This is a genomic window from Mycobacterium vicinigordonae, from assembly GCF_013466425.1.
GTDB lineage: Bacteria > Actinomycetota > Actinomycetes > Mycobacteriales > Mycobacteriaceae > Mycobacterium > Mycobacterium vicinigordonae.
The window spans coordinates 2,329,386-2,353,624 of sequence record NZ_CP059165.1 but is presented as its reverse complement, the minus strand read 5'-3'; the positions used below and the strand labels follow the sequence as shown (position 1 = coordinate 2,353,624).

General features: G+C 66.2%; 24 protein-coding genes. 6 read left to right on the top strand and 18 right to left on the bottom strand.

Features of this window, described 5'->3' with window-relative positions; translation table 11 throughout:
- Nucleotides 1-7: 7 nt before the first annotated feature.
- The 5 genes from H0P51_RS10830 to H0P51_RS10810 are packed head-to-tail and all read right to left on the bottom strand — an operon-like array spanning nt 8 to nt 4,390.
- Nucleotides 8-1,081 (bottom strand): restriction endonuclease subunit S, encoded by a 1,074-nt coding sequence (locus H0P51_RS10830; RefSeq protein ID WP_180917964.1) that lies wholly within the window; start codon nt 1,079-1,081, stop codon nt 8-10.
- The gene (locus H0P51_RS10825; protein WP_180918884.1) at nt 1,081-2,301 is read right to left on the bottom strand and encodes a winged helix-turn-helix domain-containing protein; all 1,221 of its coding nucleotides are present in this window, start codon (nt 2,299-2,301) and stop codon (nt 1,081-1,083) included. Before H0P51_RS10825 ends, H0P51_RS10830 begins: the two co-directional genes overlap by 1 nt.
- A 55-nt stretch (nt 2,302-2,356) precedes the next feature.
- On the bottom strand, nt 2,357-3,052 hold the full coding sequence (locus H0P51_RS10820; protein WP_180917963.1) for a coiled-coil domain-containing protein: 696 nt from the start codon (nt 3,050-3,052) through the stop codon (nt 2,357-2,359).
- A gap of 58 nt (nt 3,053-3,110) precedes the next feature.
- Nucleotides 3,111-3,593 (bottom strand): dihydrofolate reductase, encoded by a 483-nt coding sequence (locus H0P51_RS10815; RefSeq protein WP_180917955.1) that lies wholly within the window; start codon nt 3,591-3,593, stop codon nt 3,111-3,113.
- Nucleotides 3,590-4,390 carry a thymidylate synthase gene (locus H0P51_RS10810; RefSeq protein WP_180917953.1) on the bottom strand — a complete coding sequence of 267 codons (801 nt, stop codon included), beginning with the start codon at nt 4,388-4,390 and terminating at the stop codon, nt 3,590-3,592. Before H0P51_RS10810 ends, H0P51_RS10815 begins: the two co-directional genes overlap by 4 nt.
- A gap of 111 nt (nt 4,391-4,501) precedes the next feature.
- Between H0P51_RS10810 and H0P51_RS10805 the strand changes: the two genes are divergently transcribed.
- Entirely contained in the window at nt 4,502-5,239 is a 738-nt protein-coding gene (locus H0P51_RS10805) for a dienelactone hydrolase family protein (RefSeq protein ID WP_180917951.1), read from the top strand.
- A gap of 7 nt (nt 5,240-5,246) precedes the next feature.
- Here the strand turns inward: H0P51_RS10805 and H0P51_RS10800 are convergent, their stop codons facing one another.
- Nucleotides 5,247-6,014 (bottom strand): SDR family oxidoreductase, encoded by a 768-nt coding sequence (locus H0P51_RS10800; protein WP_180917950.1) that lies wholly within the window; start codon nt 6,012-6,014, stop codon nt 5,247-5,249.
- Nucleotides 6,015-6,119: 105 nt separating this feature from the next.
- On the opposite strand from H0P51_RS10800, the gene H0P51_RS10795 reads away from it, so the two are divergent.
- Nucleotides 6,120-6,452 carry a PE-PGRS family protein gene (locus H0P51_RS10795; protein ID WP_180917949.1) on the top strand — a complete coding sequence of 111 codons (333 nt, stop codon included), beginning with the start codon at nt 6,120-6,122 and terminating at the stop codon, nt 6,450-6,452.
- Nucleotides 6,453-6,490: 38 nt separating this feature from the next.
- Here H0P51_RS10795 and H0P51_RS10790 read toward each other — a convergent pair whose 3' ends face one another.
- The 6 genes from H0P51_RS10790 to H0P51_RS10765 form a co-directional block, all read right to left on the bottom strand.
- A complete protein-coding gene (locus tag H0P51_RS10790; protein ID WP_180917947.1) occupies nt 6,491-9,733 on the bottom strand; it encodes an acetyl-CoA carboxylase family protein in 3,243 nt (1,080 codons plus the stop codon).
- A 22-nt stretch (nt 9,734-9,755) separates the two neighbouring features.
- Nucleotides 9,756-10,871 carry a PPE family protein gene (locus H0P51_RS10785; RefSeq protein WP_180918883.1) on the bottom strand — a complete coding sequence of 372 codons (1,116 nt, stop codon included), beginning with the start codon at nt 10,869-10,871 and terminating at the stop codon, nt 9,756-9,758.
- 331 nt (nt 10,872-11,202) lie between these two features.
- Nucleotides 11,203-12,339, bottom strand: a complete 1,137-nt coding sequence (locus H0P51_RS10780; RefSeq protein ID WP_180917945.1) for a PPE family protein — start codon at nt 12,337-12,339, stop codon at nt 11,203-11,205.
- Between the two features lie 17 nt (nt 12,340-12,356).
- A complete protein-coding gene (locus tag H0P51_RS10775) occupies nt 12,357-13,124 on the bottom strand; it encodes a PPE family protein, SVP subgroup (RefSeq protein WP_180917943.1) in 768 nt (255 codons plus the stop codon).
- Nucleotides 13,125-13,345: 221 nt separating this feature from the next.
- Complete coding sequence (locus H0P51_RS10770; protein WP_425489043.1) at nt 13,346-14,869, bottom strand: class I adenylate-forming enzyme family protein; 1,524 nt, start codon at nt 14,867-14,869, stop codon at nt 13,346-13,348.
- Between the two features lie 99 nt (nt 14,870-14,968).
- The gene (locus H0P51_RS10765; RefSeq protein ID WP_180917935.1) at nt 14,969-15,370 is read right to left on the bottom strand and encodes a PNPOx family protein; all 402 of its coding nucleotides are present in this window, start codon (nt 15,368-15,370) and stop codon (nt 14,969-14,971) included.
- Nucleotides 15,371-15,444: 74 nt separating this feature from the next.
- Here H0P51_RS10765 and H0P51_RS10760 point away from each other — a divergent pair, with 74 nt between their 5' ends.
- Nucleotides 15,445-16,278 carry a thioesterase family protein gene (locus tag H0P51_RS10760; RefSeq protein WP_180917933.1) on the top strand — a complete coding sequence of 278 codons (834 nt, stop codon included), beginning with the start codon at nt 15,445-15,447 and terminating at the stop codon, nt 16,276-16,278.
- Between the two features lie 62 nt (nt 16,279-16,340).
- Here the strand turns inward: H0P51_RS10760 and H0P51_RS10755 are convergent, their stop codons facing one another.
- From H0P51_RS10755 to dapB, 3 genes are read right to left on the bottom strand one after another with little or no spacing between them, the layout of a single operon-like run.
- Nucleotides 16,341-16,796 (bottom strand): flavodoxin family protein, encoded by a 456-nt coding sequence (locus tag H0P51_RS10755; RefSeq protein ID WP_180917931.1) that lies wholly within the window; start codon nt 16,794-16,796, stop codon nt 16,341-16,343.
- Nucleotides 16,793-17,257, bottom strand: a complete 465-nt coding sequence (locus H0P51_RS10750) for a hypothetical protein (RefSeq protein ID WP_180917930.1) — start codon at nt 17,255-17,257, stop codon at nt 16,793-16,795. The genes H0P51_RS10755 and H0P51_RS10750 overlap by 4 nt, the downstream gene beginning before the upstream one ends.
- The gene (gene dapB / locus H0P51_RS10745; protein WP_180917928.1) at nt 17,254-17,991 is read right to left on the bottom strand and encodes a 4-hydroxy-tetrahydrodipicolinate reductase; all 738 of its coding nucleotides are present in this window, start codon (nt 17,989-17,991) and stop codon (nt 17,254-17,256) included. The genes H0P51_RS10750 and dapB overlap by 4 nt, the downstream gene beginning before the upstream one ends.
- Before the next feature lie 184 nt (nt 17,992-18,175).
- On the opposite strand from dapB, the gene H0P51_RS10740 reads away from it, so the two are divergent.
- The 3 genes from H0P51_RS10740 to H0P51_RS10730 all read left to right on the top strand — a co-directional run bounded on the left by H0P51_RS10740 (nt 18,176) and on the right by H0P51_RS10730 (nt 21,315).
- Nucleotides 18,176-19,549, top strand: a complete 1,374-nt coding sequence (locus H0P51_RS10740) for an HNH endonuclease signature motif containing protein (RefSeq protein WP_180917926.1) — start codon at nt 18,176-18,178, stop codon at nt 19,547-19,549.
- A gap of 84 nt (nt 19,550-19,633) precedes the next feature.
- Nucleotides 19,634-20,155, top strand: a complete 522-nt coding sequence (locus H0P51_RS10735; protein WP_425488986.1) for a GNAT family N-acetyltransferase — start codon at nt 19,634-19,636, stop codon at nt 20,153-20,155.
- A complete protein-coding gene (locus tag H0P51_RS10730; RefSeq protein ID WP_246398553.1) occupies nt 20,134-21,315 on the top strand; it encodes an epoxide hydrolase family protein in 1,182 nt (393 codons plus the stop codon). Before H0P51_RS10735 ends, H0P51_RS10730 begins: the two co-directional genes overlap by 22 nt.
- Here the strand turns inward: H0P51_RS10730 and H0P51_RS10725 are convergent.
- Genes H0P51_RS10725 through H0P51_RS10715 form a run of 3 tightly spaced genes read right to left on the bottom strand, consistent with a single transcriptional unit; the run spans nt 21,312 to nt 24,234 of the window.
- The gene (locus H0P51_RS10725) at nt 21,312-22,394 is read right to left on the bottom strand and encodes a PDR/VanB family oxidoreductase (protein WP_213016736.1); all 1,083 of its coding nucleotides are present in this window, start codon (nt 22,392-22,394) and stop codon (nt 21,312-21,314) included. The genes H0P51_RS10730 and H0P51_RS10725 overlap by 4 nt on opposite strands.
- Nucleotides 22,391-23,305, bottom strand: a complete 915-nt coding sequence (locus H0P51_RS10720; protein ID WP_281373951.1) for an alpha/beta fold hydrolase — start codon at nt 23,303-23,305, stop codon at nt 22,391-22,393. Before H0P51_RS10720 ends, H0P51_RS10725 begins: the two co-directional genes overlap by 4 nt.
- A gap of 11 nt (nt 23,306-23,316) precedes the next feature.
- Nucleotides 23,317-24,234 (bottom strand): metal-dependent hydrolase, encoded by a 918-nt coding sequence (locus H0P51_RS10715; protein ID WP_180917922.1) that lies wholly within the window; start codon nt 24,232-24,234, stop codon nt 23,317-23,319.
- Nucleotides 24,235-24,239 lie beyond the last annotated feature (5 nt).

The following is a 24,239-nucleotide window of genomic DNA, read 5'->3' as shown; positions in this document are numbered from 1 at the left end:
CGTCCCTCTATTCCCCGGCGACGGGGGCGCCCGGTAACCGGGAGTCCCCGGACATCAGCTGCGGGAGCAGCCGGTCGCGCATCGCCGCCAACTCGGCGGATTCGGCGCGACCCTGCTCACACACCGCGCCGAGAGTCGCGATCGTCAGCGACGATTCGTGATCCAAACAGCGCACGTCACGCACCTTGATACCGAGCAGCTCCCGTGGCTGGATTCGCTGGCGGCTGCCGGTCATACCCCGGGCCAGCCGTGTGATAGTGGTCGTCACATCAGGCTGCCGTAGTGCCGACCACAGCACGGAAGTGTCCACTCCGTCCGGTCGCAGCACAACGAATTCACTGCTGGCCAAGCCTGTTTCGCTACCAACGCACGAAACGTTCCAAATCCGCGGAATGCGGGGATTCAGTTTCGCGAACAACACACACGGGTGGGTAATCGAGAACTTGACGCTTTCAATCATCTTGGCATCCAACTTCATCGGCCGTCGGCCGTGGTCGAATGCTGGGAAGCTGTAGAGCGCCACGTTGCCGCTCAGGCTGCGGGGATTGATGCTCGCCGTCGACCTTTGCGCCAAATTCGCCAGTGTCGTGGATTCTGAAACTTGCTCGACCAGCGTCGTCATCAACACCTCCGCGGTCGCGATGACGCGGGCGTTGGCGACAATCTTGTCGTCGAGCGAGGCCAGCATGTCGCCGATCCGTCGCCGATCCGCAAGGTTCGCGGCGTGGACCGGCACGCTGCGCAGCACCCGTTGATTGAGCACCGGCTGACCAGATCCGGCACGAAACCTGTTAAGGCCAAGGCTTTTCAGGAGGTAGTACCAGTACCGCGTCTCTTCCGGCCGCCTGGCCCGGCAGACAAACGCGTTGTCGCTGACCCACGCGTCGCCGTGGCAATAGTGCACGCTTCCGCAACACGAGCCGACACGACCCACCACGATCAAGGGGCCACGGGCATTGGATTCACTCGTGTACCCGATCACACCGTTCGCGCCGTACACCGGACAAGAACCGCCGGTCTTTAGCGCCGGCACGACCTCTCCGCCACTGAACTGCAGGTAGTCCCCGAGGCTGCCGGTCACTAGCCGGCCCGCTTGATCACGGCTCTGCGCAGATCCCCCGCCAGGTCCCCCCGCTCGCTCACGCCGACCTCGCCCAAACCAAGCCAGGACGCCATCGATTCCAGCTCGCCGGTCAACGCCGCCGCGACCCGCCGCCGGTCGATCGCGGCTTCCCCGAACGCACCCACGACCTGGAGCAGGTCAGCGGTCCGGTCGGCCTTGAGATCAACCCGCGCCACCAGTTGGCCGTCCAGCAGGAAGGGCCACACGTAATACCCGTACCGGCGCTTGGCCGCGGGGGTGTAGATCTCGATGCGGTAGTGGAAGCCGCCGAATAGCCGCTCCACTCGGGGCCGGAAGAAGATCAACGGGTCGAACGGGCACAGCAGCGCGGTACCACGGTCGGTCCGTGGCACGGTCCGAGCGCACAGGTAGGCCGGCGCCCACCCGTCGACATCGACCCGCTCGATCGCACCGCTAGCAACCAACTCGGCCAACGCGGGCTTGGTCTGCTGCGCCGACAGCCGGAAGTAGTCGCGGATGTCGGCCTCGGTAGCCACCCCTAGCGCCGTGGCCGCACGCAGCACGAGCTCGCGCACGGCCTCCCCGTCGTCGACCTGCCTGGCCAGCACGTCCGCCGGCAATACCCGCTCCACCAGGTCGTAGTGCCTGGCGAAACCGACCCGGGTGGCCGTGGTCAGCACCCCGGCAGCAAACAGCGCCTCGGCCACCCACTTGGTGTCGCTGCGACCCCACCACGGGCCCCTGGCCCCGCGCGGCTCGGCTTCTAGATAGGCCTCAATCTGCCCGGCTGTGCTGGGGCCGAGCACGGTCACCGCGGCGACGATGTCGTCGGCCAGCTGCGGGTTGGCCTTGACGATATGGGTGCCCCACCGGCCGTGCCGATACTGGCGCATCCGCCAGCGCAGCAATGGCCAGTCGTCGACGGCGATCAGCGCAGCCTCATGCGCCCAGTACTCGGCGAGCAACCGCCGGCGGGGCGGGCCCCAGGCTGCGTCGTCGAGCACGTCGCGGTCGTAGGGCCCCAACCGGCTAAACACCGGCGCGTAATGCGCCCGCACCGCCACCGAAACGGAGTCCAACTGCAGCACCTGAATCCGCGAGATCAGCCGCCGCAGGTGCGCCCGGGATAGTGTGCCGGTTGGCCGCAGCTGGCTAAACCCTTGAGCCGCAATGGCTATCCGCCGGGCTTGGGCGGCGGTCAGCCTGGGAGGCCGGATGGACACGGCGCCGACAATACCGCCCTCCGCAGCGGCGATCCGTGGCGCGGGTGGCTCAGCCGGTACGGCGTTTCTGGTCCAACGGCGTCACGGCACCCGCCTCCTGGTCGCGTTCACGATATGCGGCTTCCAGCGTCACCGGAATCGACTCCAGATCCCGGTGAACCCCCGCGAGTTGTTCCAGGATGCTGATGCGCCGCTCGGCCGCCTCGTCCACCACGCGCCGCGCGTGCTCGATGAGCCGGTCCCGCTCCTGCTGAGCCTGGTGGGTGTCTCGATCAATCGTCGATTGGGTTTCCGCCCGCAGCTTGGCAAGTTCCGCGGCCAGCTTCTCCCTGGTTTCTTCGCATTCCGTTGCCAAAGCTTCACGCTGTGCCCGCATGTCCGCCAGCTGTTCCTCGTGCCGGCGCTGCTCGTCGGCGATGTCAGCCTGCGCAGATTCGATCAGCGCATCGGCCTCCGCCCGCGCTTCGGCCTGCATCTCGGCAATCTCGTCGACCGCGCGCCGCATCATCTTCGCCATCCGATGCTGCACGGCGTGCGGCGACGGCGAGGTCTCGGCCAGCACGGCGACCTCTGCGCGCAGTGCGGCGGCCTCGTCGGCTGACTCCTTCAATCTTGTCCGCAGGCTCTCGACGTCATCGCGCAGCAACTGCTCCTTGGTGGTCAACATCTCGATCCGAGCGTCCACCGCTGCCGGGTCGTAACCCCGGAACATGCGCGGGAATGTTTTCCCCGGTTCGGTTCTCACTGCGAATTCCCCCTTTGAAACGCCTGGCACTTCGACAAGCGGACGCCGCCACGCCCCCTCACGCTCGAGAGTAGCTGTGGAACCGGTACCGCAGGCCCGAGCGACTGACCTGCCATTCCCCAGCCTCGCCGCGCCACGTCTCGTCCAACAACGGGGCGATGGTGTCGCCGTCGTCCCGTGGCAGCACGACATCGACCTCGGTGACCTCGCATCGCGTCGCCCGGGGCAGAGCCAGCAGGTAGATCTCGCCGCCACCGATCACCCAGGTGTCGTCGGGGTCGGTGAGCGCCTTGTCGAGGGATCCGGCCACCTCGGCGCCGTCGGCCACGAAACCGCTCTGGCGGCTCAGCACCACGTTCCGTCGCCCCGGCAACGGCCGGTTAGGCGGAGGTAGCGAGTCCCACGTCCGTCGCCCCATCACCACCGTGTGCCCCAGGGTGATCTGTTTGAAGTGGGCCATGTCCTCGGGCACCCGCCATGGGATGGCACCGGCGCGCCCAATAACCCCCGACGTCGACTGTGCCCAGACCAGGCCGGTCATACAGCTACTGGGGCTTTGATCGCCGGGTGCGGGTCGTAGTTCTCCACTACAACGTCTTCGTAGCAGTAGTCGAAGATCGAATCCCGATGCGCCAAAACCAGTTTCGGGTATGGCCGCGGCTCGCGGGTGAGTTGCAGCCGCACCTGCTCCAGGTGGTTGTCGTAGATGTGGCAATCACCGCCGGTCCAGACGAACTCACCGACGTCTAAGTCCGCCTGGGCGGCCATCATGTGGGTGAGCAGCGCATAGCTGGCGATATTGAACGGCACCCCGAGAAACAGGTCCGCGCTGCGCTGGTAGAGCTGGCAGCTCAATCGTCGGTCAGCGACGTAGAACTGGAAGAACGCGTGGCACGGCGGCAGCGCCATCTGCGGAATCTCGCCGACATTCCACGCTGACACGATGATGCGTCGCGAGTCCGGGTCGGTGCGCAACAACTCCAGCGCAGCGCTGATCTGGTCGATGTGTTCGCCGCTCGGGGTCGGCCACGACCGCCACTGCACACCATAGATCGGACCCAGTTCGCCTGTCTCACTGGCCCATTCGTCCCAGATGCTGACACCGTGCTCATGTAGCCAGCCGATATTGGAGTCGCCGCGCAAGAACCACAGCAACTCGTACACCACAGACTTCAGATGCACTTTCTTGGTGGTCAGCAGCGGGAATCCGGCGGACAGATCGTACCGGATTTGCTGGCCGAAAAGGCTGCGCGTGCCGGTGCCGGTGCGGTCGGATTTGGCCGTTCCCTTGTCCAGAACCAAGCGCAGCAGATCTTCGTACGGCGTCGCGATCAGCACGCGGTCAGCTTAGCCGCGCTTGCCTGCAGGAGTGGGACCTGGCCGCGATTTCCGGTCGGTGATTCGACGGTGCTCTCCAGCCGTGCAGAGAGGCGGAGTAGAACGAAAGGCATGCCAAAAATCATTGACAGCGTCAGCACCCCCGACGGGACCTGCCAGATCGCGTTGTTCACCCCCGACGGGGCCGGTCCCTGGCCCGGCGTCGTGATGTTCCCCGACGCCGGTGGCGCAAGGGACACTTTCGATGAGATGGCGACCAAGCTGGCCGGATTCGGTTATGCCGTCCTGCTCCCTGACGTGTACTACCGGGAGGGTGACTGGGCCCCGTTCGATATGGCGTCGGTGTTCAGCGACGCCGACGAGAGAGCCCGGATCATGTTCATGATCGGTACCCTGACCCCGGACCGGATCACCCGCGATGCGCGGGCACTGTTCGACTACCTGGCCGGACGTCCCGAGGTCTCCGGCGAACGGTTCGGTGTCTGCGGCTACTGCATGGGCGGGCGTATCTCGGTGCTGCTGGCGGGGCGCCTTCCGGAACGGGTCGCCGCCGCGGCGTCGTTCCACGGCGGCGGCCTGGTGAGCGACAACGAAGACAGCCCGCACCTGCTGGCCGAACGCATAGACGCGGCGGTGTACGTGGGTGGCGCCGAGAACGACCCGTCGTTCACCGCCGACCACGCCGAGCAGCTGGGCAAGGCGCTGACCGCGGCGGGAGTCCGGCACACCATCGAGTGGTACCAAGCCGGGCACGGGTTCGCGGTGCCCGACAACGCGCCCTACGACGCCGCGGCCGCCGAGCGGCACTGGGCGGCGATGACGGAGACGTTCGCGACAGCGCTGCGTTGACGGGCGGTCACTGGGATTGAAAACCTCCCGCCGGGCCTAAAAGCAGACCGCCATCGATCACCATAGTTTCGCCGGTGATCCAGCTCGCCGCGTCGGAAACTAGGAACGCGACCGCACTGGCCACGTCGACGGGCTCGCCGATTCGGCCCAGCGCAATGGATTTCGCGAGCGGATCCTCGTTCCCTTTCCACAGCGCCTCGGCGAGCCTGGTGCGCACCACACCGGGGGCAATCGCGTTGACCCGGACGCGCGGTGAGAGTTCCAGTGCCAATTGCTTGGTCGCGTGAATAAGTGCGGCCTTGGTCGCGTTGTACATACCCATCCCCGGCGACTGGTGCAGGCCGCCGATCGAAGCGGTGTTGACGATCGCGCCGCCGTGCTCGCGCATTCCCGCTTTGACGACAAGTGACGTCCACAACAGGGGCGCCCACAGATTGACGTCGAAAATCTTGGAAAACCGGGCGTGATCCTGGTCGATCAGCGGTCCGAAAGCCGGGTTGGTGCCCGCGTTGTTGACCAGGATGTCCACTTGCCCGAACCGTTCCAGGGCGAGATCCACGCAGCGCCGCGCTGCGTCCTCGTCCACCGCGTGCGCACCGACACCCAGTGCACGCCCGCCGACCTGGGCGGCTGCCTCGTCGGCGGCTTCCTGCTTACGCGCGGTGAGCACCACATTGGCGCCGGCTTCGGCGAGCTTCTGCGCTATCGCGAGCCCTATGCCGCGCGAGGCACCCGTGACGATGGCTGTGCGGCCGGTCAACTCAAGTGAAGTCATGGTGTGAGCCTGCTGTCTGTCGGAAGTGACGAAAGATGTTTTCGGGCAATGTTTGAAGATGTGCACACGTGGTATGCGAAGTGCATGTTATCGAAATTGAATTTCATGAAACCACTGGTGGTGGCCGGGGCTGTCGCTACAGCGATTGCCGCGGCGCCAATGGCAGCAGCGGACGTCGTTGCGACGGTGCCGGGCTCTCCCAGCACGGGGATCACGCACTTCGCACCCGCACCCCTTGACCCAGGCGGCAGTGGCTGCGACGCGAACGGCAACTGCGGTTCGGGCGGTGTGAACCAAGGTCCCGGTGGGGGGCCCGGAGGCCAAGGCTGCATCCCGGGTGTTGGATGCGGTAGCGGCGGCCAATTCGCTGGTCCCGGCGGCGTTCCCGGTGGCGAGGGCTGCCTGCCCGGCGTGGGCTGCGGCACCGGCCACGGCTGATCCGCTGTGATCTGAGCGACTGACCTGTCCACATCCCGTCAGCGTCCCGGCAGCCTGGTGATCCAGGCGCGGGACTCTGACGGGTCTATCACGTCGTCGAGTTCGAAAGTGGTGGCGGCGCGTAATGCTTTGCCGTGCTCATAGGCGGCGGCAACCAGCTTGTCGAATAATGCTTTGCGTTCCGTGTCATCCTCGGCTGCGGCTAATTCCTTGCTGAACCCAAGGCGCACCGCACCTTCCAGTCCCATACCGCCGATCTCACCGGTCGGCCAGGCGACGGTGAATTGCGGCGCATGGAATGAGCCGCCGGCCATGGCCATCGCACCTAGACCATATCCCTTGCGCAGGATTATCATTCCAAATGGCACTGTCAATTGCGCGCCCACGATGAACATCCGGCCGAACCGGCGAACTGCTGCCTCTTTCTCCGCTTCCGGACCCACCATGAAACCCGGTGTGTCACAGAGCGATATCACCGGAAGCTGAAACGATTCGCACAGTGCAAGGAAGTCCGCGGCCTTGTCGGCGGCCTCGGCGTCGATCGCGCCCCCGAGATGGTGGCTGCTGTTGGCGATCAGTCCGTACGCCTCACCCTCCACCCGCACAAGAGCTGTGACGATGCCAACGCCATAGTCGGGGCGCAGCACCAGAGTCGAGCCTACGTCGACAATCGACTCAATCGCCCGGTGCACATCGTAGGCGCGTAACCGGTTCTGCGGCACCACATGCCGTGCCAGCCGCGAATCGGGCGCCACCGGGCTCTTGAGCGAACCCTGGAAGTAGGACAAGTACTGTTTGGCCAGCGTGACCGCGTGCGACTCGTCGCGTGCAACCAGGCTCACCACGCCGTTGCGCCGCTGTACATCAATGGGTCCGATCGCCTCCGGCGGGTAGACCCCCAAGCCGCCACCCTCGATCATCGCCGGGCCGCCCATGCCAATGTTGGCGTCCGGCGTTGCGATGATCACATCGCAGACACCGGCCAGCGCGGCGTTTCCGGCAAAGCAACGCCCCGAGACTATCGAGATCAACGGAACTCGCCCCGATAAGCCTGCCAGTACCCGGAAGGTCGGCACATCCAGTCCCGCGTGGCCGCCGACGTCGGTGTCACCAGGCCGTCCACCACCGCCCTCGGCAAACAGCACCACGGGCAGCCTCTTTCGGACGGCGAGGTCAAAAACCCGGTCGGTCTTGGCATGGTTGCGCATACCCTGGGTACCGGCCAGCACGGTGTAGTCGTAGGACACCACCACCGCCTCTGCGGCATCGCGTCCGAAGCTGTCCGCCCCGATAGTGGCCAGGCCGGCGACAAGTCCGTCAGCGGGGGTGTTGGCGATCAGATCATCTTCGGAGCGCCTGCTGCGCTGCGCGGCGATCGCCAGCGCGCCGTACTCGACGAAACTGCCAGGATCGATCAGATCGGCGATATTCTCCCGGGCGGTGCGGCGGCCGCGCTCATGCCGCTTGGCAACAGCAGCCTCGCGGCCTTCGTCCAGGGTGATCAGGTGCCGCCGCCGCACCTCGTCGAGATCATCACGAGAAGAATCGAGATCAAGTTCCCCCGAGCATGATTCGTTGTCGAAGCCGGGCCCGGTGCGGGTGAAGACCACCAGCGGGTCCCCGGTCCCTACGACCTGTCCGGCTTCTATCAGGTTGCGTGTGGTGTGCGCGGCGCCTGGAGCGACAACCACGTGCTGCATCTTCATCGCCTCCAGCACCACTAGCTGTCCGCCGGCTTGCACGTCAGCGCCCTCGGGCGCCACCTCTATCACCGTCCCGGCGAGCTGTGCACGCAACACTTCTTCCCCCGGGTAGAGCTCGATGTGAGCCTGCTGGCGACGCCGGCGCGGCGCCGCCGCGGCCAGCCGGGAAAGTCGGCTGTCAAGGAAATCCGTCGTCGCGGGTGCTGTTTGGAAGTCGCTGTCAGACAGCAGCTCTCGCAGGAAATCGAGGTTGGTGCCGACGCCCTCGATACCGAATTCGCCCAGCGCGGCATGTGTTTTGCGGACCGCCGCCGAAAAGGAGGTGCCCCGTATGTGGGCGATGACCTTGGCCAGCAGCGAATCGTACCGCGGGCTGGTTGTCAGCCCCGGCCGCCCGTAGGTATCCACCCGCACACCCGGACCGACGGGCGGCGAGAACACGTTCAGGGTGCCCGATGTGGGCAGCACGGATCCGTCCGGAGCGAAGGTCTCCATGTTGACCCGGGCCTGGATCGCGATGCCGTGCGACTGCGCTGGCCGCCCGGTGAGTTCGGTACCGTCCGAGGCGATTCCAGGGGGCAGTTGCAGCTGCCCGTAGTCGGCGCCCTGCGCGATGGCCAGCTGTAACGCAACCAGGTCAATGCCGGTAACTTCCTCGGTGACGGTGTGCTCCACCTGAATCCGCGGGTTGACTTCGATGAAGACGAATTCTGGGCCGGACAAGAGGAATTCGACGGTGGCCAGGCCGCATAGGCCCACCCGAGCACACAACCGGGCAGCGGCGCTGTGCAGTGCGTGCCGTATATCGCCGGAAAGTTGTTGCGCAGGCGCGATTTCAACCAGCTTTTGATAACGGCGCTGAATGCTGCAGTCACGGTCGCCGAGCGCGAGGGCCCGTATCTGCTCTCCCGCCGGCGCGGACACGACCTGGACCTCGATGTGCCGAGCGTCGCGCAGCAGCGCCTCGGCGAATACCGCCGGCTCGCCGAAGCCGAGCTGAGCCTCCGCGGCGCATTGCCGGTGGGCGTCCTCGATCTGGTCGGCACTGTCCACCCTGCGCATGCCCCTGCCACCACCACCAGCCAACGCCTTGATCATGATGCCGCCGTGGTGATCGGCGAAAAATGCGCGCACGTCGTCGACGCTGCTCGGCCCTTGGGTGGCCGCCAGCACCGGGACCCCGGCAGCGACCGCGGCACCGCGGGCGGCGGACTTGTCGCCGAACAGCTCAAGCGCGGCGGCGTCCGGGCCCACGAACGCAAAGCCTGCGCTAGCGCAGGCTTGCGCGAATTGTGCGCTCTCGCTGAGGAACCCGTAACCCGGATGGATCAGCTTGGCACCGGCTGATTCGGCAGCCGCCAGGACCGCGGCACGATCCAGGTAGGCCGCCACCCCGTTTCCCGGCAGGCCAATCGCCTTGTCGGCCGCGTGCACGTGCGGGCTGTCAGCGTCGTCGTCGGCGTAGACCGCGACGGTAGCCAAGCCCAGTTCGGTTGCGGTGCGGATGATTCGGAGCGCAATCTCGCCGCGATTCGCTATCAGCAGAGTTGTCTGGTGTTCGCGCGCTGCCGGCCGCATAGCGCTTAGCGTACGGCCAGGATCAGAAGGCGCCGTGCTTGGGCATCACCGTCGGTTTGACGCCGTATCGCGGCCCAGCGGCCGGCCGGCCACCGTTCGGGACTAGACCTAGTCCCCCGGGCGGCACCGCGTCGATCATGCCGTTCTCGTCGGGCGCCACCCAGCCAGTGCCAGTCACCAACGGATCGGCGCTCGGCGGCGGCGCCGCGCTCAACCAGCTCGTCGGGACCGACAGGCGACCAACCGACGTCGCGGCGCGCGAGGCGCTCACCACCGGTGCCGCGCGTGACGGTACCGCGGGCCCAGTGGAGCCGGTCCGCCCCGCGGCCCGCGGGGCGGCGATCTCGGCGAATTCGTCGGTGGCATCGTCGTCGTTGGCCGGTATCACCATGCTGGAGAAGTTCGCGCCGAAGTCGGCGTAAACGGCTTTGACGTGGTTGACAATCTCAAAGAACGGGTGGTCGAGGGAATCGATCGCGGCCAGCAGGCCGATGATCCCGCCGACTGATGTCGGTGACGCCGTGGCGCCCGGTGACGCCAAACCCATCATTGCGTCGGAACCGGTACCGATGAGTGCTGCCAGGTCAGCCTGGATCGCGGACGTTGCCGCCGGATCGCTCCCCGCCGATGGGCTGCTCAGCGCTTCCAGTCTCCCGGCCATCGCCGAGTCCGCCGCGTAGCCATACATCGCGGCGGCATCCTGGGCCCACATCTCCCCGTAGCGCGCCTCGGTGGCCGCGATGGCCGACATGTTCTGCACCAGCGGGTTGGTCATCGTCAGTTCCGCCAGTAGCGCCCTGTTGGCGGCAATCTCGGCCGGAGGCACCACCGCCGCAAACGCCGCCTCGAACGCGGCGGCCGACGCCCTGGCCTGCCCCGCGGCACCCGCCAAACAATCGGCAGTGCGACTCAACCAGGCCGAGAACGGTCGAGCCGCCGCAGCCATCGTCCGCGCCGCCGGACTCATCCATTGCTCGGTGGTCAGCCTGGTGACCACCGACTCAAACTCCGATGCGGCAGCACTCAACTCGGCGGCCACGCTATTCCACGCCGCCCCGGCCGCGAGTAGCGGCGTCGTCCCGGCGCCGGCGTACATCAGCGCGGAGTTGACCTCCGGTGGTAACGCTCCAAAATCCAATCTGCATCCGTCCCCGGGGTACCTCGGTACCGGTGCGCTGCCCAGCCGGGCGGCTTTCCGTTCCGGCACGGCGAACGCCTACCGACCCACCGAAGACCCCACCAATTCGTCGCGAACAAGTCGCCGTTGCTTTGCATGTTCCACGAATCCCCGGGGCCCCGCACCACCGCGGTTCGCGGTCGGTGTCGTCTTATCTGCACTGCTCAGAAGCCTAGATCTCGGGCTGCGGCCGCCTTGGGACGTCGTTTGCGCAGTCGCCGAACATACAGAATTCATAGAATTCGACTGGTTGCTGTTCGCACGGTCTACGCATACGACGACCGGGGGGCGCTCACACAACGACCGGGGGCATAACGACCGGCTTGACGCCGTAGCGCGGTCCGGCGTATCCGCCCGCGCCCCTGCCGCCCATAGCCAGGCCCGGCGCGCCGGGTATGCCGGCGATCGGTGCGGCCTCCGCCGGCACGGTCCAGCTGCTGGGCTGCGCCGCGGTGGCCCCGACGGTGACGGCCGGCGCTGCCGTCGCCCAGCTGACCGGCACGGACAGGCCCCCTACCGACGACGCCGTGCCCAAACCCAATCCGCCCATCCCGGCCGGTGTCACCGAGCCGGCCAGCCCGGCCGCCGCGAACGGCGCGAGTCCGACGGCGGCCGCGGCCCCCGGCACCGTGTCCAGCGTGTGCTGCAGGAACACCGCAGTGGTGACGCCGGCGGTGGTGAGCCACGCGGCAGTGTTGAGCACGCCGTTGATCGCGTTGTCGACGAACGGAATGCTCAGGAAGTCGCTAATGGCATCGCCGATCGGGTTCGCCGCCGCGGCCGGAGCAGCCAGACCCATGACGGCGTCGGGCACGGTCCCGATCAAATTGTTCAGACCGACCTGCGATCCGGAGCCGGCTGCCGCTCGGCTGACCGCCGAGGCCTGTCCGGCTATGCCCGCCGGATTGGTTGCTTCGGCGGGCGCAGTCAGCGGGTTCAGTTTTCCGGCCGTGGCCGATGCCGCCGCGTAGCCGTACATGGCCAACGCATCCTGCGCCCACATTTCGCCGTAAAGCGCTTCGGTGGCGGCGATGGCCGGCGTGTTCTGCCCCAGGACGTTGGTGGCTATCAGCGCCGCCAGCTGCGCGCGGTTAGCGGCCACCTCGGCGGGTGGGACCGTCATCGCGAATGCCGCCTCGAAGGCCGCCGCCGACGCCATCGCCTGCGCGCCTGCCAGCGCTGTCGACTCGGCGGTCTGGGTCAACCACGCCACAAAGGGCTGCGCCGCGGCCGCCATCGACAGCGAGGCCGGTCCCAGCCACTGCTCAGTGGTCAACTCGGTGATCACCGAGTCGAAGGCGGCCGCCGTGGTGGTCAACTCGACTGCCAGACCGTTCCAGGCCGTGGCGGCCGCCATCATGGGTGCCGACCCGGCACCCGCGTACATCCGCGCGGAATTGAACTCTGGCGGAAATGCTCCGAAATCCATTGCTACATACCGTTTCTCTAGACTTGGGCTGCTGCCATGACAATGGGCTTGACGCCGTAGCGGGGCGCACCGAACCCGGCGCTGTTCCGTCCCGTCGACACCATGCCGGGCATCCCGGGCAGGAACGTCGTCGCCGGCGCGGTCTGCGGCGCGGTAGCCAGCCAACCCACCGCCCGGGGCGCGGCGGAGGTGGCCGACACCAACGTTGTTCCGGCCCACGCCGGCGGTGCCGAGAGTGCGCCGATCGTCGAGGCGCCACCGACGGCGGCCACCACCGGGCCGGCACCGGCACTCGTCGTCGCAACCGCCGCCGCGCCCGCCGCCGCGGCGCCTTCCGCGCCCTGCTGCACCGGGTTGATCAGCGCGCCGTTTGCCAGACCGATGAAGTTCGACGCGGCCGAGGCCCAGTTGCCTACCCCGATGTTGACGATGTTCGCCAGGTCGGACAGTGGCGACGGCAACACCGAGGCCGCCGGCGACGGCGCGGCGGCCGCCGCAACGGAGTTGGCGGCCTCGGTGGCCGCATAGGTGCCGGCGCTGACGCCCAAGGTGTGCACAAACATGTCGTACATGGCCGCCGCATCGGCACTGACCTGCTGGTAGAGAGTGCCATACGCGTCGAATAGCGACGCCTGCAGCGCCGATACCTCGTCGGCGGCCGCGGGAAGGATGCCGGTGGTGGATGCTGCGGCGGCACGGTTCTGTGCGACGAATTGCGTGCCGACGGTCTGCAATCGGGCCGCCGCCGCGGCAAGCTCTTCGGTCTGGGTGGTGAGGAATGACATCTGGGCGCTCCTTATCTGAAGACATGGCGTTGCGGTCATGTGTTTGCTGAAGTCGGCTCCCCCTACCTTGGTGACGATGCTGGCGATGGATTCATTCACAAGGCCGTAACGCAACCGCCAGCAGTCTTAATACAGCTGTATCGAGCGTGACACTTTCCGACGGTCTAAGCACCCATTCAGCCCGCGCGCCGCGCGAATAGTGCCGGCTGGGGCGGCCCGGCTCAGCGCAGGGCCGGACCCCATTGCACCTGTTCACGGAGCGCACCTTTGAGTAGCTTGCCGCCGGCGTTGCGCGGCAGCGGAGTGGTCGCCACCGAGACGTACTGCGGAATTTTGAAGTCGGCCAGTTGCCTGCGGCAATGCTCGAGCACCGCCGTCACATCCACCTGCTCTCCGATCAGCACCGCGCCCACCTTTTCGCCCATCACCTCGTCGGGAACCGCGAGCACGCAGGCATCAGTGACACCGGGCGCCGACAGCAACACGCCCTCCACCTCCACGCTGGAAACATTTTCGCCACCCCGGTTGATGATGTCCTTGAGCCGATCGATGATATGCACGCGGCCGGCCTTGTCTACGCGGACCACGTCGCCGGTGCGCAACCAGCCGTCGACGATGGTCGCAGCGGTCGCGTCCGGGCGGTTCCAGTACCCGCTGGTGATATTGGCGCCCCGGCTCACAAGTTCTCCGACCAGTCCGCCGGCGCCGTCATCCATCGGGATCACACCGAGATCTACTGAGGGAACGGCATATCCGACCGATTCGGCATGCTCGACCGCATCCTCGTCGGGTAAGGCGGTCATCAACGAAGCGCTCTCGGTCATGCCGTAACCGTTGAACACGTGAGCGCAAGGAAAGGCGGCCTTCACCGACCGGACCAGCGAGGGGGCGATCGGTGCGCCGCCATACCCTGCCCAGCGGACGCAGGATACGTCGGCGCCAGCGAACCCCTTGTGCCGCAATAACAACGAGTAGATTGCGGGAACAGTCACCATCACCGAGATACGTTCGGCGTTCAGTGCGGTCACCAACTCGTCGAGGTGCAGAGCCGGCATGATCACCGCCGCGCCGCCGAGCCGGTGGGCAGCCAAAAGCTGTGAGTTGCAGCCTGTCACGTGAAACAAGGGCACCGAAATTAGGGTGCGTAAGGCTTCACCGATGTCCCGGGGTTGCCGCAGGCACCGGAGGGCGTTCTCGGTGTTGGTCAAAAATGCCTCATGCGTGGTCGGTACGCCTTTGGGGTGACCGGTGGTGCCTGAGGTGTAGAACAGCGCGGCAACGTCGGTGCTTTCGGCCCGCTCGGTCACGTACGGCTGACCGTCGAGCAGTGGCGCGCCCGGCGCCAGATCGATGTGCGTCTCGGCGTCGGCAAGAACGAAGTCCACTTCCGGCTGAGCGGAGCGCGTGTTGACCGCCACCGCAATGCCTCCGGCCATGACCGTGCCCCAGAATGCCAGCACCCAGTCAACGCCGGCCGGATGGCGAATAGCAACGCGGTCGCCGGGTTTGAGCCCGGCCGCCCGCAACCCCCCGGAAACCCGCGCCGAACGGTCCCACAACTGCCGGTACGTCAACCGCTGCGCGCCCAGTTCGACAACGGCCTCGCTGTCCGGGCGAGTATCCACATGCTCGGCCAGCATGCCCAACAGGGTGGCGGGGATGTCGTCGTACCGTGGGATGCCGTTGCCGTCGAAGGAAATACCCGTCCGAGGGAAGGGGTTGCCGTCGCGGGGAATCTCGACGATGTCCACCATGGCCTCGGCTCCTTCTGCCGCCCGATCGAACGTCTTACCCAAACCGTAGGAGCGTCGTGGCCCACGGTCCAGACCGCTAGCGCAGAAGGATTAGTTCAAAGCTGCCTCGAGGTAGCTGTCGACGTTGGCGGCATGCAGGATCCACCGCCACCGCGCCGGAAGCTGTGGCTCGGCAGTGGCTGCGTCAACCACGCGTGGCCGCGCCACTTCAACGGTGCACCCTTTTGTCATAACTGTCGCTGAGCCGGCGGCAACCACGTTGCGCAGCCAGTCGACGCCCGCGCCGTACGGCAGCGGCACCAGGACTTTGCCGGGCACGGTGATCGCAACGACTGGGGTCTGGTATTGCCGCCCGGAGTTGCGGCCGGTGTGCCGAATTACCGACGCGTACCAGTGGCGACGGCCTGCCAAAGCCATCATCACCGGGTTGGTCACCCGCCTGTTGATTTCTCGGACCGCGTCGCGAACGTGCTGATTCCGGTACGTGCTCATGGGTTTCAGCCTGCAGAAATGGAGGGCCGGTGGCCAGGGACTTACGTCCTGAATCGCGGGCTAGTCTGAGATCGATGACGACCGCCGACTCCGCCGCTGCGCTCGACGCGTTCTTCACCGTCGACGGCGATTTCTACCTACCCGGCGAGATGACGCGCGGCCCCTGGGGCGCGACAATGGGCGGTCAGATCGTCGGCGGCCTGTTGGGTTGGGGTATCGAGCGATCCGGCGTCGACGCCGATTTTCAGCCCGCCCGACTCACAGTTGACCTGTTGCGCCCGGCGCTGCTCGAGCCGGTGCGGATTCAGACCTCGGTGCAGCGAGAAGGACGTCGTATCAAGCTCGTCGACGGCGCGCTAGTGCAGAACGGCAAGATCGTGGCACGGGCCAGCGCACTGTTCCTGCGGCGCGGCGAACATCCCGACGGAGAGGTCTGGTCGGCGCCGGTGCGGATGCCTCCCCTTCCGGTCAATTCGACAGGATTTCCGGACGAGATGCCTTTTCTGATCTGGGGCTATGGCGCCACGATGGAAGGCAGTCCGGGCATCGCCGCCGGCGAGTGGGAGCAGGCGAACTCACCGAAGTTCGCGTGGACAAGGCTTTTCCGGCCGATGGTGGCCGGCTTCCCACTAACCCCGTTCACCCGCCTGTCCTTCGTCGGTGACGTGACAAGTTCGCTAACTCATTGGGGCACAAGCGGATTACGCTACATTAACGCGGACTACACCGTAACCGCAAGCCGGCTGCCGGATGGCGAGTACATCGGGCTGGCAGCCCAAAGCCATTACGGCACAGCCGGTGTGGCCACCGGCAGCGCGATCCTCTTCGACCAGCACGGGCCGATCGGCTCGAGTTCGGCACTGGCGCTGGCGCAACCCGCCGATGCGTTCAGGCCCACATACACCTAGTCCACGCGGGCCCCACCAACCGTGCGGCCGCCTGCTATTTTCGAGTGCCGCCCGCTGGGCGCTTACTCCATTAGCTGGGCAGCGACCGTCGCCCCAAGGTTCCAGCACGCTTCCACGTCCTGCTTGCCCGGTTTACCTGAAACCACCACGGTCTCTGCGGCTTTGGCCCACCCCAGCGCATTCGTGATGCCGGTCAGCCCCCGCTCGGCACCTTCGGTGCCCTCGTTACCGTGCAGGTAGACACCGAACGGACGGCCACGCGACGAATCGAGCAACTGGTAGTAGGCGCAGTCGAATGCGTGCTTGAGAGCACCGCTGATGTAGCCCAGGTTGGCCGGCGTGCCAAGCAGATAACCGTCGGCCTGCAGCATCTCAACCGGCGAGACCGTCAGGGCCGGGCGGCGTACGACTTCCACCCCCTCGATTTCGGGGTCGGTCGCGCCGGCCACCACCGCCTCGAACATCTCTTGGCAATGCGGCGACGGAGTGTGATGAATGATCAACAGCGTCTTGGTCATTGGAGCGCCTGGAGCTGGGCGGCGGTCCTCATCGCCTCGCGTGCCCGCCTGCGGTCGCCCGCATAGTCGTAGGCGCGCGCTAGGCGGTACCAGCGACGCCAGTTGTCCGGGTCCTCGTCCAGTTCGGTTCGCACGGTGGCGAATAGTGCGTCCGCAGCGTCGCGTTCGATGCGTCCGGACGCTCGTCGCGGCAGCGCACTGATATCGAGTTCCAGCTCGTCTTCAGCGATCAGCCGGGCCAGTTTTTGATATGTGAAGCCGGCCCGCAGGGTCGCAACCATCGCCCACAGTCCCAGGAACGGCATCACTAGTACCGCAAGCCCTAACGCCCCAGCGGCGGGCCGGCCCGAACCGATCATAATCATCGCGGCGCGGCCGAGCAGGACGAAGTAGGCCAGCATCGCGACACACATCAAGGCGATGAGCAGTTGGATGCGGATGGTGCGCCCGGTCTCGGTCATTGCAGGTCGAGCAGCGACTCTATGCCAACGGTCAGGCCGGGGCGCGAGGCGATGCGACGCACCGCCAGCAGAACGCCGGGCACAAATGACGTGCGATCGAGGCTGTCATGGCGGATGGTCAGCGTCTCGCCCTCGGTGCCGAACAGGATTTCCTGGTGAGCGACCAGCCCTGCCAACCGAACCGCGTGCACCGGGATGCCGTCGACGTCGGCGCCGCGTGCCCCCGGGAGGCCGGTGCTGGTGGCGTCGGGGTTGGGGGGCAATTCTTTTCGCGCTTCCGCGATCAGCTTCGCGGTGCGGGTCGCCGTTCCCGATGGCGCGTCCGCTTTGTGCGGGTGATGCAATTCGATGACCTCAACCGAGTCGAAATATGGGGCCGCCTGCTTGGCGAAATGCATGGACAGGACGGCTCCGATAGCGAAATTGGGCGCGATGAGCACTGCGGTGCCGGGTTTGGCGGCAAGCCACGAGTCGACCTGTTCTAGGCGCTCTGCGGTGAAACCGGTGGTACCGACCACCGCATGAATCCCGTTGTCTATCAAAAACTTCAGGTTATCCATTACGACATCCGGATGAGTGAAGTCGATGACAGCCTCGGTGTCGCGCTCGGTCAGCAGGCTCAGCTGGTCGCCTGCGTCCACCTCGGCCGACAGCGTTAGATCGTCGGCCGCCTCGACGGCCTGAACCATCGTCGCGCCAACCTTGCCCTTGGACCCCAGCACTCCTACCCGCATGGTCTGCAGCCTACTGTTCGAGATCAGGACGCGCGGACCGGTCGGTAAGTCCTGGCAGCGGTCTTCGCCCGGCCGCAGACGGCGAACAATACCGAGCGTTCCGGCTATCCACAGTTGGCGGTTTATCCACATCGCGCCTGTCGTGCCGCTACGGCCCTGTCAATCCGGCTGATAGCATTCGAACATGTGTGCGATTGCCCTTCCGGCCGACGTCGTGGCCCGTTTCGAGGCCCTCGATGCCGCCGTCGCGGGGCTTCGCGAAGTCAACTTCGACACTCTGGACCTGACGATCCGCCTGCGGGCCCATCAACGGCTGGAAACCTCCCGTCGGCTTCAGGCGGTGGTCATCCTCGACATCATCCACTCTCTGGCCCAGGAGGAGATCTCTGCCCTAGGCGGCGCGCCCCACCAGGTCATCGCCGACTGGTCCCGCCTCAGCTACGCCGAGGCCCGGCGCCGAATCCGCGACGCCGCGCAGCTGGCGCCCCGTGTCACGATGACCGGCGAGCAGCTGCCACCCGAACTCCCCGCCACCGCCCGACAGTGGCGCGACGGCATGCTCGACCCGGAACACCTGAAGGTGATCCAGAGATTCGTAGAAGGGGTGCCCCAAGATCTTCCTCCGGCCGTCGTCGAAGACGCCGAGGAAGCTTTGGCTTTCCAGGCGACCCAGTTGCGCCCCGACCAGCTGGACAAAGTCGCCAAGCGCATGGCCTGCTATCTCAATCCGGACGGTAAGTTCTCGGACAGCGATCGTGCTCGCAAGCGCGGCTTCACCTGGAAGCCGCAAAGTGCCGACGGGATGAGCGAAGGCACCCTGATAGCCACCCCGGAACTACGCGCCAAGCTCGACGCTTGGCTGGCCAAATTCGCCGCCCCCGGGATGGCCAATCCCGCCGACACCAACCCATTTGTCGACGCCGAGCCGACCGACCAGGCCGCCGCGGCGGACACCCGCACCCCACGCCAACGCCAGCACGACGCCCTAAATCTGCTCGTGACAAGCCAACTCGGGAACCCCGCCCTAGGTCAGCAAAACGGAATGCCCGTTACTGTGGTCGTCTCCACCACGCTGCGGGAACTGACTGACGCTGCCGGTCACGGGGTCACCGCGTCCGGAGTCCAACTACCGATGCGCGACCTCATCCGCATGAGCCGCGACGCGTATCACTACCTCGCCGTGTTCGATGACCACTCCAACCGGCCCCTCTACCTGGGCCGCAGCCGCCGCATCGCCACCACCGACCAACGGCTGACACTCTTCGCCGCCGAACGCGGGTGCACGTTCCCCGGCTGCGACGTCACTGCCGACAAATGCGAGGTCCACCATATCGACGAGTGGGCCGCCGGAGGCCGCACCGACGTCGACAGAATGACACTGGCCTGCGGGCCCAACCACAAACTGCTCAACCACGGCTGGAAAACCAGCAAACGGCGCGATAATCGCACCGCCTGGACCCCGCCACCCCACCTCGATCGCAACCAACCGCGCTCGAACTCCTATCACCATCCGGAACGACTCCTGCGCGACAACGACGACGAACGCGCTGGACCTTGAGCGGGGCACGCCAATACCCGGCCCGAGAGTGCATCTCTAGGCTGGATGATCGATATGCCAGATGCAGCCGACGGAGGTGCTCACGTGAGATCCAGCGAGACCCGGATCCGCGAAGCCAAGCCAAAGGACTACGCGCGGGTGGCAGCGATGCACTATCCGGTGTGGCGGCAGTCGTGGGACGGCATCGTCGCACCGCACGTGCTGGACATGATCGTCACGCCCAAGATCTGGGTCGAGACCTCTTACCCGACCACACTGAACCGCGGCGGTTGGGCGATGTGGCTGGCCGAAGCTCGCGGCCAACTGCAAGGCATGATGCTCTTAGGCCCAGACCTCGCCAATCCCAAGCACATTCAGATCGATGCGCTCTATGTGAAGGAGACGAGTCAACGTGCCGGCGTCGGGGGCGAGCTGCTGAACAAAGCGCTGGAGCAGTATCCGCACAGCGACATGGTCCTGTGGTGTGCCGAGAAGAACCGCAAGGCACGAGAATTCTACGAGAAGAAGGAGTTCGAAGTGGACGGCCGCACCTTCATCTGGAAGCCACTGCCCGGTGTGAGCGTGCCACACGTGGGCTACCGCCTATGTCGATCGGCCGGGGCATGACCGAGAACCTGACACCAGGCACCGGACAACCCCAGCCCTACCGGATCGACGTTCCAGAAGCTGAGCTCGACGACTTGCGGCAGCGGCTCAGCACGGCGCGCTGGCCAGCCGAAATCGATGGTGCCAGTTGGGACTACGGCACCGAGCAGACGTTTCTCCGCGATGTCGTCGAGCATTGGCTGCACCACTATGACTGGCGAGCCGTCGAAGCCGAGGTCAACGCCGCGGGCTCCTTCATGACCGAGGCGGCCGGCCAGCGGGTGCATTTCCTACACGCGAAATCCGACCATCCACATGCCGTTCCGCTGGCGATCACGCACGGCTGGCCTGGTTCGATCGTCGAGTTCCTCGACACACTTCCGTTGCTGCGGAAGCGCTTTCACATAGTGGCGGTATCGATGCCCGGCTACGGGTTCTCCGGACCCACCCGCGAACGCGGAGTTGACGTGGCCCGTATTGCCGCGGTGGTCGACGACGTGATGGCCCAACTGGGGTACGAACGTTACGTGGCCCAGGGTGGCGACTGGGGCGCTCTTATCACCCGCCATCTCGGGGAACACTACGCACACCGCGTCGCAGCGATCCACACCAACATGTTGTTCGCCCCACCTGACCAGAACGACCAAGAACTGTTGGCGAAAATCACCGACTCCGAACTCACTGCCCTCGTCGCCAGCGGCGAACGCGCCAAGGATGGCACCGCCTATATGCAGCTGCAGTCGACGCGCCCGCATTCATTGGGCTTCGGGCTCGACGATTCACCGCTGGGCTTGGCGGGTTGGATACTCGAGAAGTTCCACGCATGGTGCGACACCCGGGGCGGCATGCCGATCAGCACCGACCGGCTCATCGACAACCTGATGTTCTACTGGCTCACCGGCACCGCGACCTCGGCCGCGCGCCTCTACTGCGAAGCGGCACGCGCGGGCACCAGCCCCCTGGACGAATGGACCGGTCGTGTCGACGTCCCCACCGGATATGCGGTGTATCCCTTCGAGTTGATGCAGACGCCGCGGGCCTGGGCCGAGGCGCGCTACAACCTGATTCACTACTCGGTGCAAGGCCGTGGCGGTCACTTCGCTGCCTTCGAACAACCCGCGCTATTCGCCACCGACCTTGCGAAATTCGCGGACGCCCTGGCCGAAAGCGGGGTGATCTAGGCGTCGATGACAATCCGGCCGCCGCCGGACCGAGACACGCACACCAGCATATCGTTGTCGCCTTCTACGGCGCGGCCACGGTGATCGACTTGTCCGGCAAGCACTTTCACCTTACAGGTGCCGCAGAAACCTTGCCGGCAGGAGTACGCGGTGGTGGGGTCGCGGTCCAGCATCACCTCCAGCGCCGAGCGATTGGCCGGAACGGAGAGCACTTCGCGGGACCGGGCCAGTTCCAGCTCGAAGGGCGTGCCGTCCACCACCGGTGGCGGGCTGAATCGCTCGTAGTGCAGTGGCGCATCGGCGTGTGCGTCGCGGGCCACCCGCACCGCCTCGAGCATGGCGGCCGGCCCGCAGACGTACACGGCGGTCGACGGGCCGGCACCAGCCAAGAGGTCCTGGACGGGTGCGACGCCGCCGCGCTCGTCGTCGGCCCACACCGTCACCCGCTCCGGCGCCACCGCCACCACCTCGTCCAGGAACGGCATGTATTCTCTGCTGCGGCCGGCATAGATTGCGCGCCAATTGATTCCGCGTTGCTCGGCTACTCGCAGCATAGGCAGGATGGGGGTGACGCCGATGCCGCCGATAACGAACAACACCTCGCCCTCGGCCGCACCGAGATAGAACGCGTTGCGCGGGCCTTCGAACACCAGCGTGTCGCCAACGCGGTAGGCGTCGTGCATCTCGATTGAACCGCCGCCGCCGTCGGCAATGCGCCGCACCGCGATTCGGTACTCAGTGCGCTGGCCGGGGGATCCGCACAACGAATACTGCCGCCGCCGACCCGACGGCAGCTGCACGTCGATATGCCCGCCGGGCGTCCAGGACGGGAGTAACCCGCCGAGTGGATCGGCCAGGGTGAGCGCCACGACATCGGGCGCGACGAGTTCGCGTCCCACGACGGTCGCGTGATGCGTGCGCTGCACCGGTCGCACCCGCGCCGGGGTCCATCGCGACGCCGCCGACAGGCCACCAATCACCGTGCGCACACCCCACAGCGCCGTCAGAAACCGGTCTCGGTTCCGGCGGCCGTACAGGTCGGCGGGCCGGGTTCCCCAAATGCTCGGCGACTCGGTCATTTCGGCACGCCTGCGGCGACATCCGGGGTCACCGCCCCGGCCGAGGCCTGGTCGATCCACTCGCCGGTCAACTGGGCGACCTCGGCGGGGTTGGAAGTCACCGCCCAGTGCCCGCCTTCGACTGCAACGGTCCTCCCGCGCCGCGGGATTGCGCCGATGAACCGCTGCAGGGCGGGGGTGATGAAGATGTCTTTGGTAGGCGCTAGCACCTGGACCGCGACATCGGTCTGCGCCTGCACCGGACCCGGCGACAACAGGGGTCCGCGCAAATTGGCCCGGTAGAGCTCCAACCCGTTGACGTAGTCACCGATTGCCCGCGGCGCCCGCCCGCGCGTACCGCCGGGCTGTCCGATGCGTTCAAGAGCCGCAACGACTTTCACCCCGAGCCCGGATCGGAAGGTAAGTTCCGGCAACCCTGGGCACAACAGGAACCCGATATAGCCCGAAGACAGCACCTGTCTGGCCACGGCCAGCGCAGCACGCGGCGTGCGTGCCGAGCGCAGGAAGCTACCCGCGTACGGTAGGTGTGGACCCGAGATCGAGGTGAACGACCCGATCCGTTCCGCCAGCGACTCGTCTGTGATCGCCGCCCAGCCCTGCACCGAACCCCAGTCGTGCGCCAGCAGATGCACGCGGTCTACACCCAGGCCGTCGATCACCACGCTCATGTCGGACACCAACTGCGGCAGCAGATACCCAGATCTACTTGTCGGACAGGATGATTCACCACATCCACGGACGTCGTACGCGGTGACGTTGTACCGGCCCGCCAGCTCTGCAGCCACGCCGTCCCAGATCCGATGGTTGTCGGGATAGCCGTGCACAGCCAGCACCGTCGGGAGCTTGCGGTCCGGCTCGCCGTAGCTGTGTACCGCAAGCAGAACGCCGTCGGAGGCTGCGACTGTCCGCATCGAACCCATGATCAGTGCGACGCCCGGGCAGCAGGTGATACCGCCAGATAATCGACGGCCCGCTCCAGCCCGCCCAGCTCGGAAGGATGAAAGTTCGGCCGGTAGTAGGAACCAACAACCCGGATCAACTGGAACGGTCCGGGCACCAATCCGCGACGCGCCGCCCGCAGGTAGTCGCGCCAGCGCGCCCTGGTTCCCGGCGCCACGCAGGGATCCACGGAGAACATGAACCGAACCCCGCGAATCCACATCAGCAGCATCACCGGCGCTACCACCAGCTGCGTGCGCACCTGCCGCCAGTAACTGGCTCGCAGGTGCTTCATGGTGTCGAACGCCACTGCCTTGTGCTCGACTTCCTCGGCCCCATGCCAGCGCAGCATGTCCAGCATTACCGGGTCGGTGCCCGCGGCATCCAGAGCCGGTGAGTCCAGCACCCATTCGCCCAGGACGGCGGTGTAGTGCTCGATCGCCGCGATTAGCGCCACCTGCTCCAGCAGCCAGCTGTGCTGCCGCCGAGCGCTGCGCCACGGCCTTTCCCCCAGCAAATTCTGGAACAACCACCGCACCTGGCCGGTGAACGGTGTCAGGTCGATGCCCTGGGCGTCGAAATGGGCGAGCACACCGGAGTGCGCCTGCGAATGCATCGCCTCCTGGCCGATGAAGCCCTGCACGTCCAGCCGCAGCTGGTCGTCTCTGATCAGCGGTAACGTCTTCTTGAACACCTCGACGAAGAACTCCTCGCCCGCCGGCAGCAGCAGATGCAGGACATTGAGGACGTGGGTCGCCATCGGCTCGTTCGGAACGTAGTGAAACGGCAGCGATGCCCAGTCGAATTCGACGTTGCGCGCCTCAAGGACCAGCCGCTCGTGGTCGGCGGCGTCGGATTCCGACGAATGCGGTCCCACCGCCCTGTCGTCAACCGTGCTCATCAAGG

What these genes read in the sequence shown, in the direction of transcription:
- H0P51_RS10815 (WP_180917955.1), bottom strand. Translation starts at nt 3,593, where the DNA reads ATGACCGGCCTGGTCTGGGCACAGTCGACGTCGGGGGTTATTGGGCGC.
- H0P51_RS10805 (WP_180917951.1), top strand. Translation starts at nt 4,502, where the DNA reads ATGCCAAAAATCATTGACAGCGTCAGCACCCCCGACGGGACCTGCCAG.
- H0P51_RS10800 (WP_180917950.1), bottom strand. Translation starts at nt 6,014, where the DNA reads ATGACTTCACTTGAGTTGACCGGCCGCACAGCCATCGTCACGGGTGCC.
- H0P51_RS10795 (WP_180917949.1), top strand. Translation starts at nt 6,120, where the DNA reads ATGAAACCACTGGTGGTGGCCGGGGCTGTCGCTACAGCGATTGCCGCG.
- H0P51_RS10790 (WP_180917947.1), bottom strand. Translation starts at nt 9,733, where the DNA reads ATGCGGCCGGCAGCGCGCGAACACCAGACAACTCTGCTGATAGCGAAT.
- H0P51_RS10780 (WP_180917945.1), bottom strand. Translation starts at nt 12,339, where the DNA reads ATGGATTTCGGAGCATTTCCGCCAGAGTTCAATTCCGCGCGGATGTAC.
- H0P51_RS10775 (WP_180917943.1), bottom strand. Translation starts at nt 13,124, where the DNA reads ATGTCATTCCTCACCACCCAGACCGAAGAGCTTGCCGCGGCGGCGGCC.
- H0P51_RS10765 (WP_180917935.1), bottom strand. Translation starts at nt 15,370, where the DNA reads ATGAGCACGTACCGGAATCAGCACGTTCGCGACGCGGTCCGAGAAATC.
- H0P51_RS10760 (WP_180917933.1), top strand. Translation starts at nt 15,445, where the DNA reads ATGACGACCGCCGACTCCGCCGCTGCGCTCGACGCGTTCTTCACCGTC.
- H0P51_RS10755 (WP_180917931.1), bottom strand. Translation starts at nt 16,796, where the DNA reads ATGACCAAGACGCTGTTGATCATTCATCACACTCCGTCGCCGCATTGC.
- H0P51_RS10750 (WP_180917930.1), bottom strand. Translation starts at nt 17,257, where the DNA reads ATGACCGAGACCGGGCGCACCATCCGCATCCAACTGCTCATCGCCTTG.
- dapB (WP_180917928.1), bottom strand. Translation starts at nt 17,991, where the DNA reads ATGCGGGTAGGAGTGCTGGGGTCCAAGGGCAAGGTTGGCGCGACGATG.
- H0P51_RS10740 (WP_180917926.1), top strand. Translation starts at nt 18,176, where the DNA reads ATGTGTGCGATTGCCCTTCCGGCCGACGTCGTGGCCCGTTTCGAGGCC.
- H0P51_RS10730 (WP_246398553.1), top strand. Translation starts at nt 20,134, where the DNA reads ATGTCGATCGGCCGGGGCATGACCGAGAACCTGACACCAGGCACCGGA.
- H0P51_RS10725 (WP_213016736.1), bottom strand. Translation starts at nt 22,394, where the DNA reads ATGACCGAGTCGCCGAGCATTTGGGGAACCCGGCCCGCCGACCTGTAC.
- H0P51_RS10720 (WP_281373951.1), bottom strand. Translation starts at nt 23,305, where the DNA reads ATGCGGACAGTCGCAGCCTCCGACGGCGTTCTGCTTGCGGTACACAGC.
- H0P51_RS10715 (WP_180917922.1), bottom strand. Translation starts at nt 24,234, where the DNA reads ATGAGCACGGTTGACGACAGGGCGGTGGGACCGCATTCGTCGGAATCC.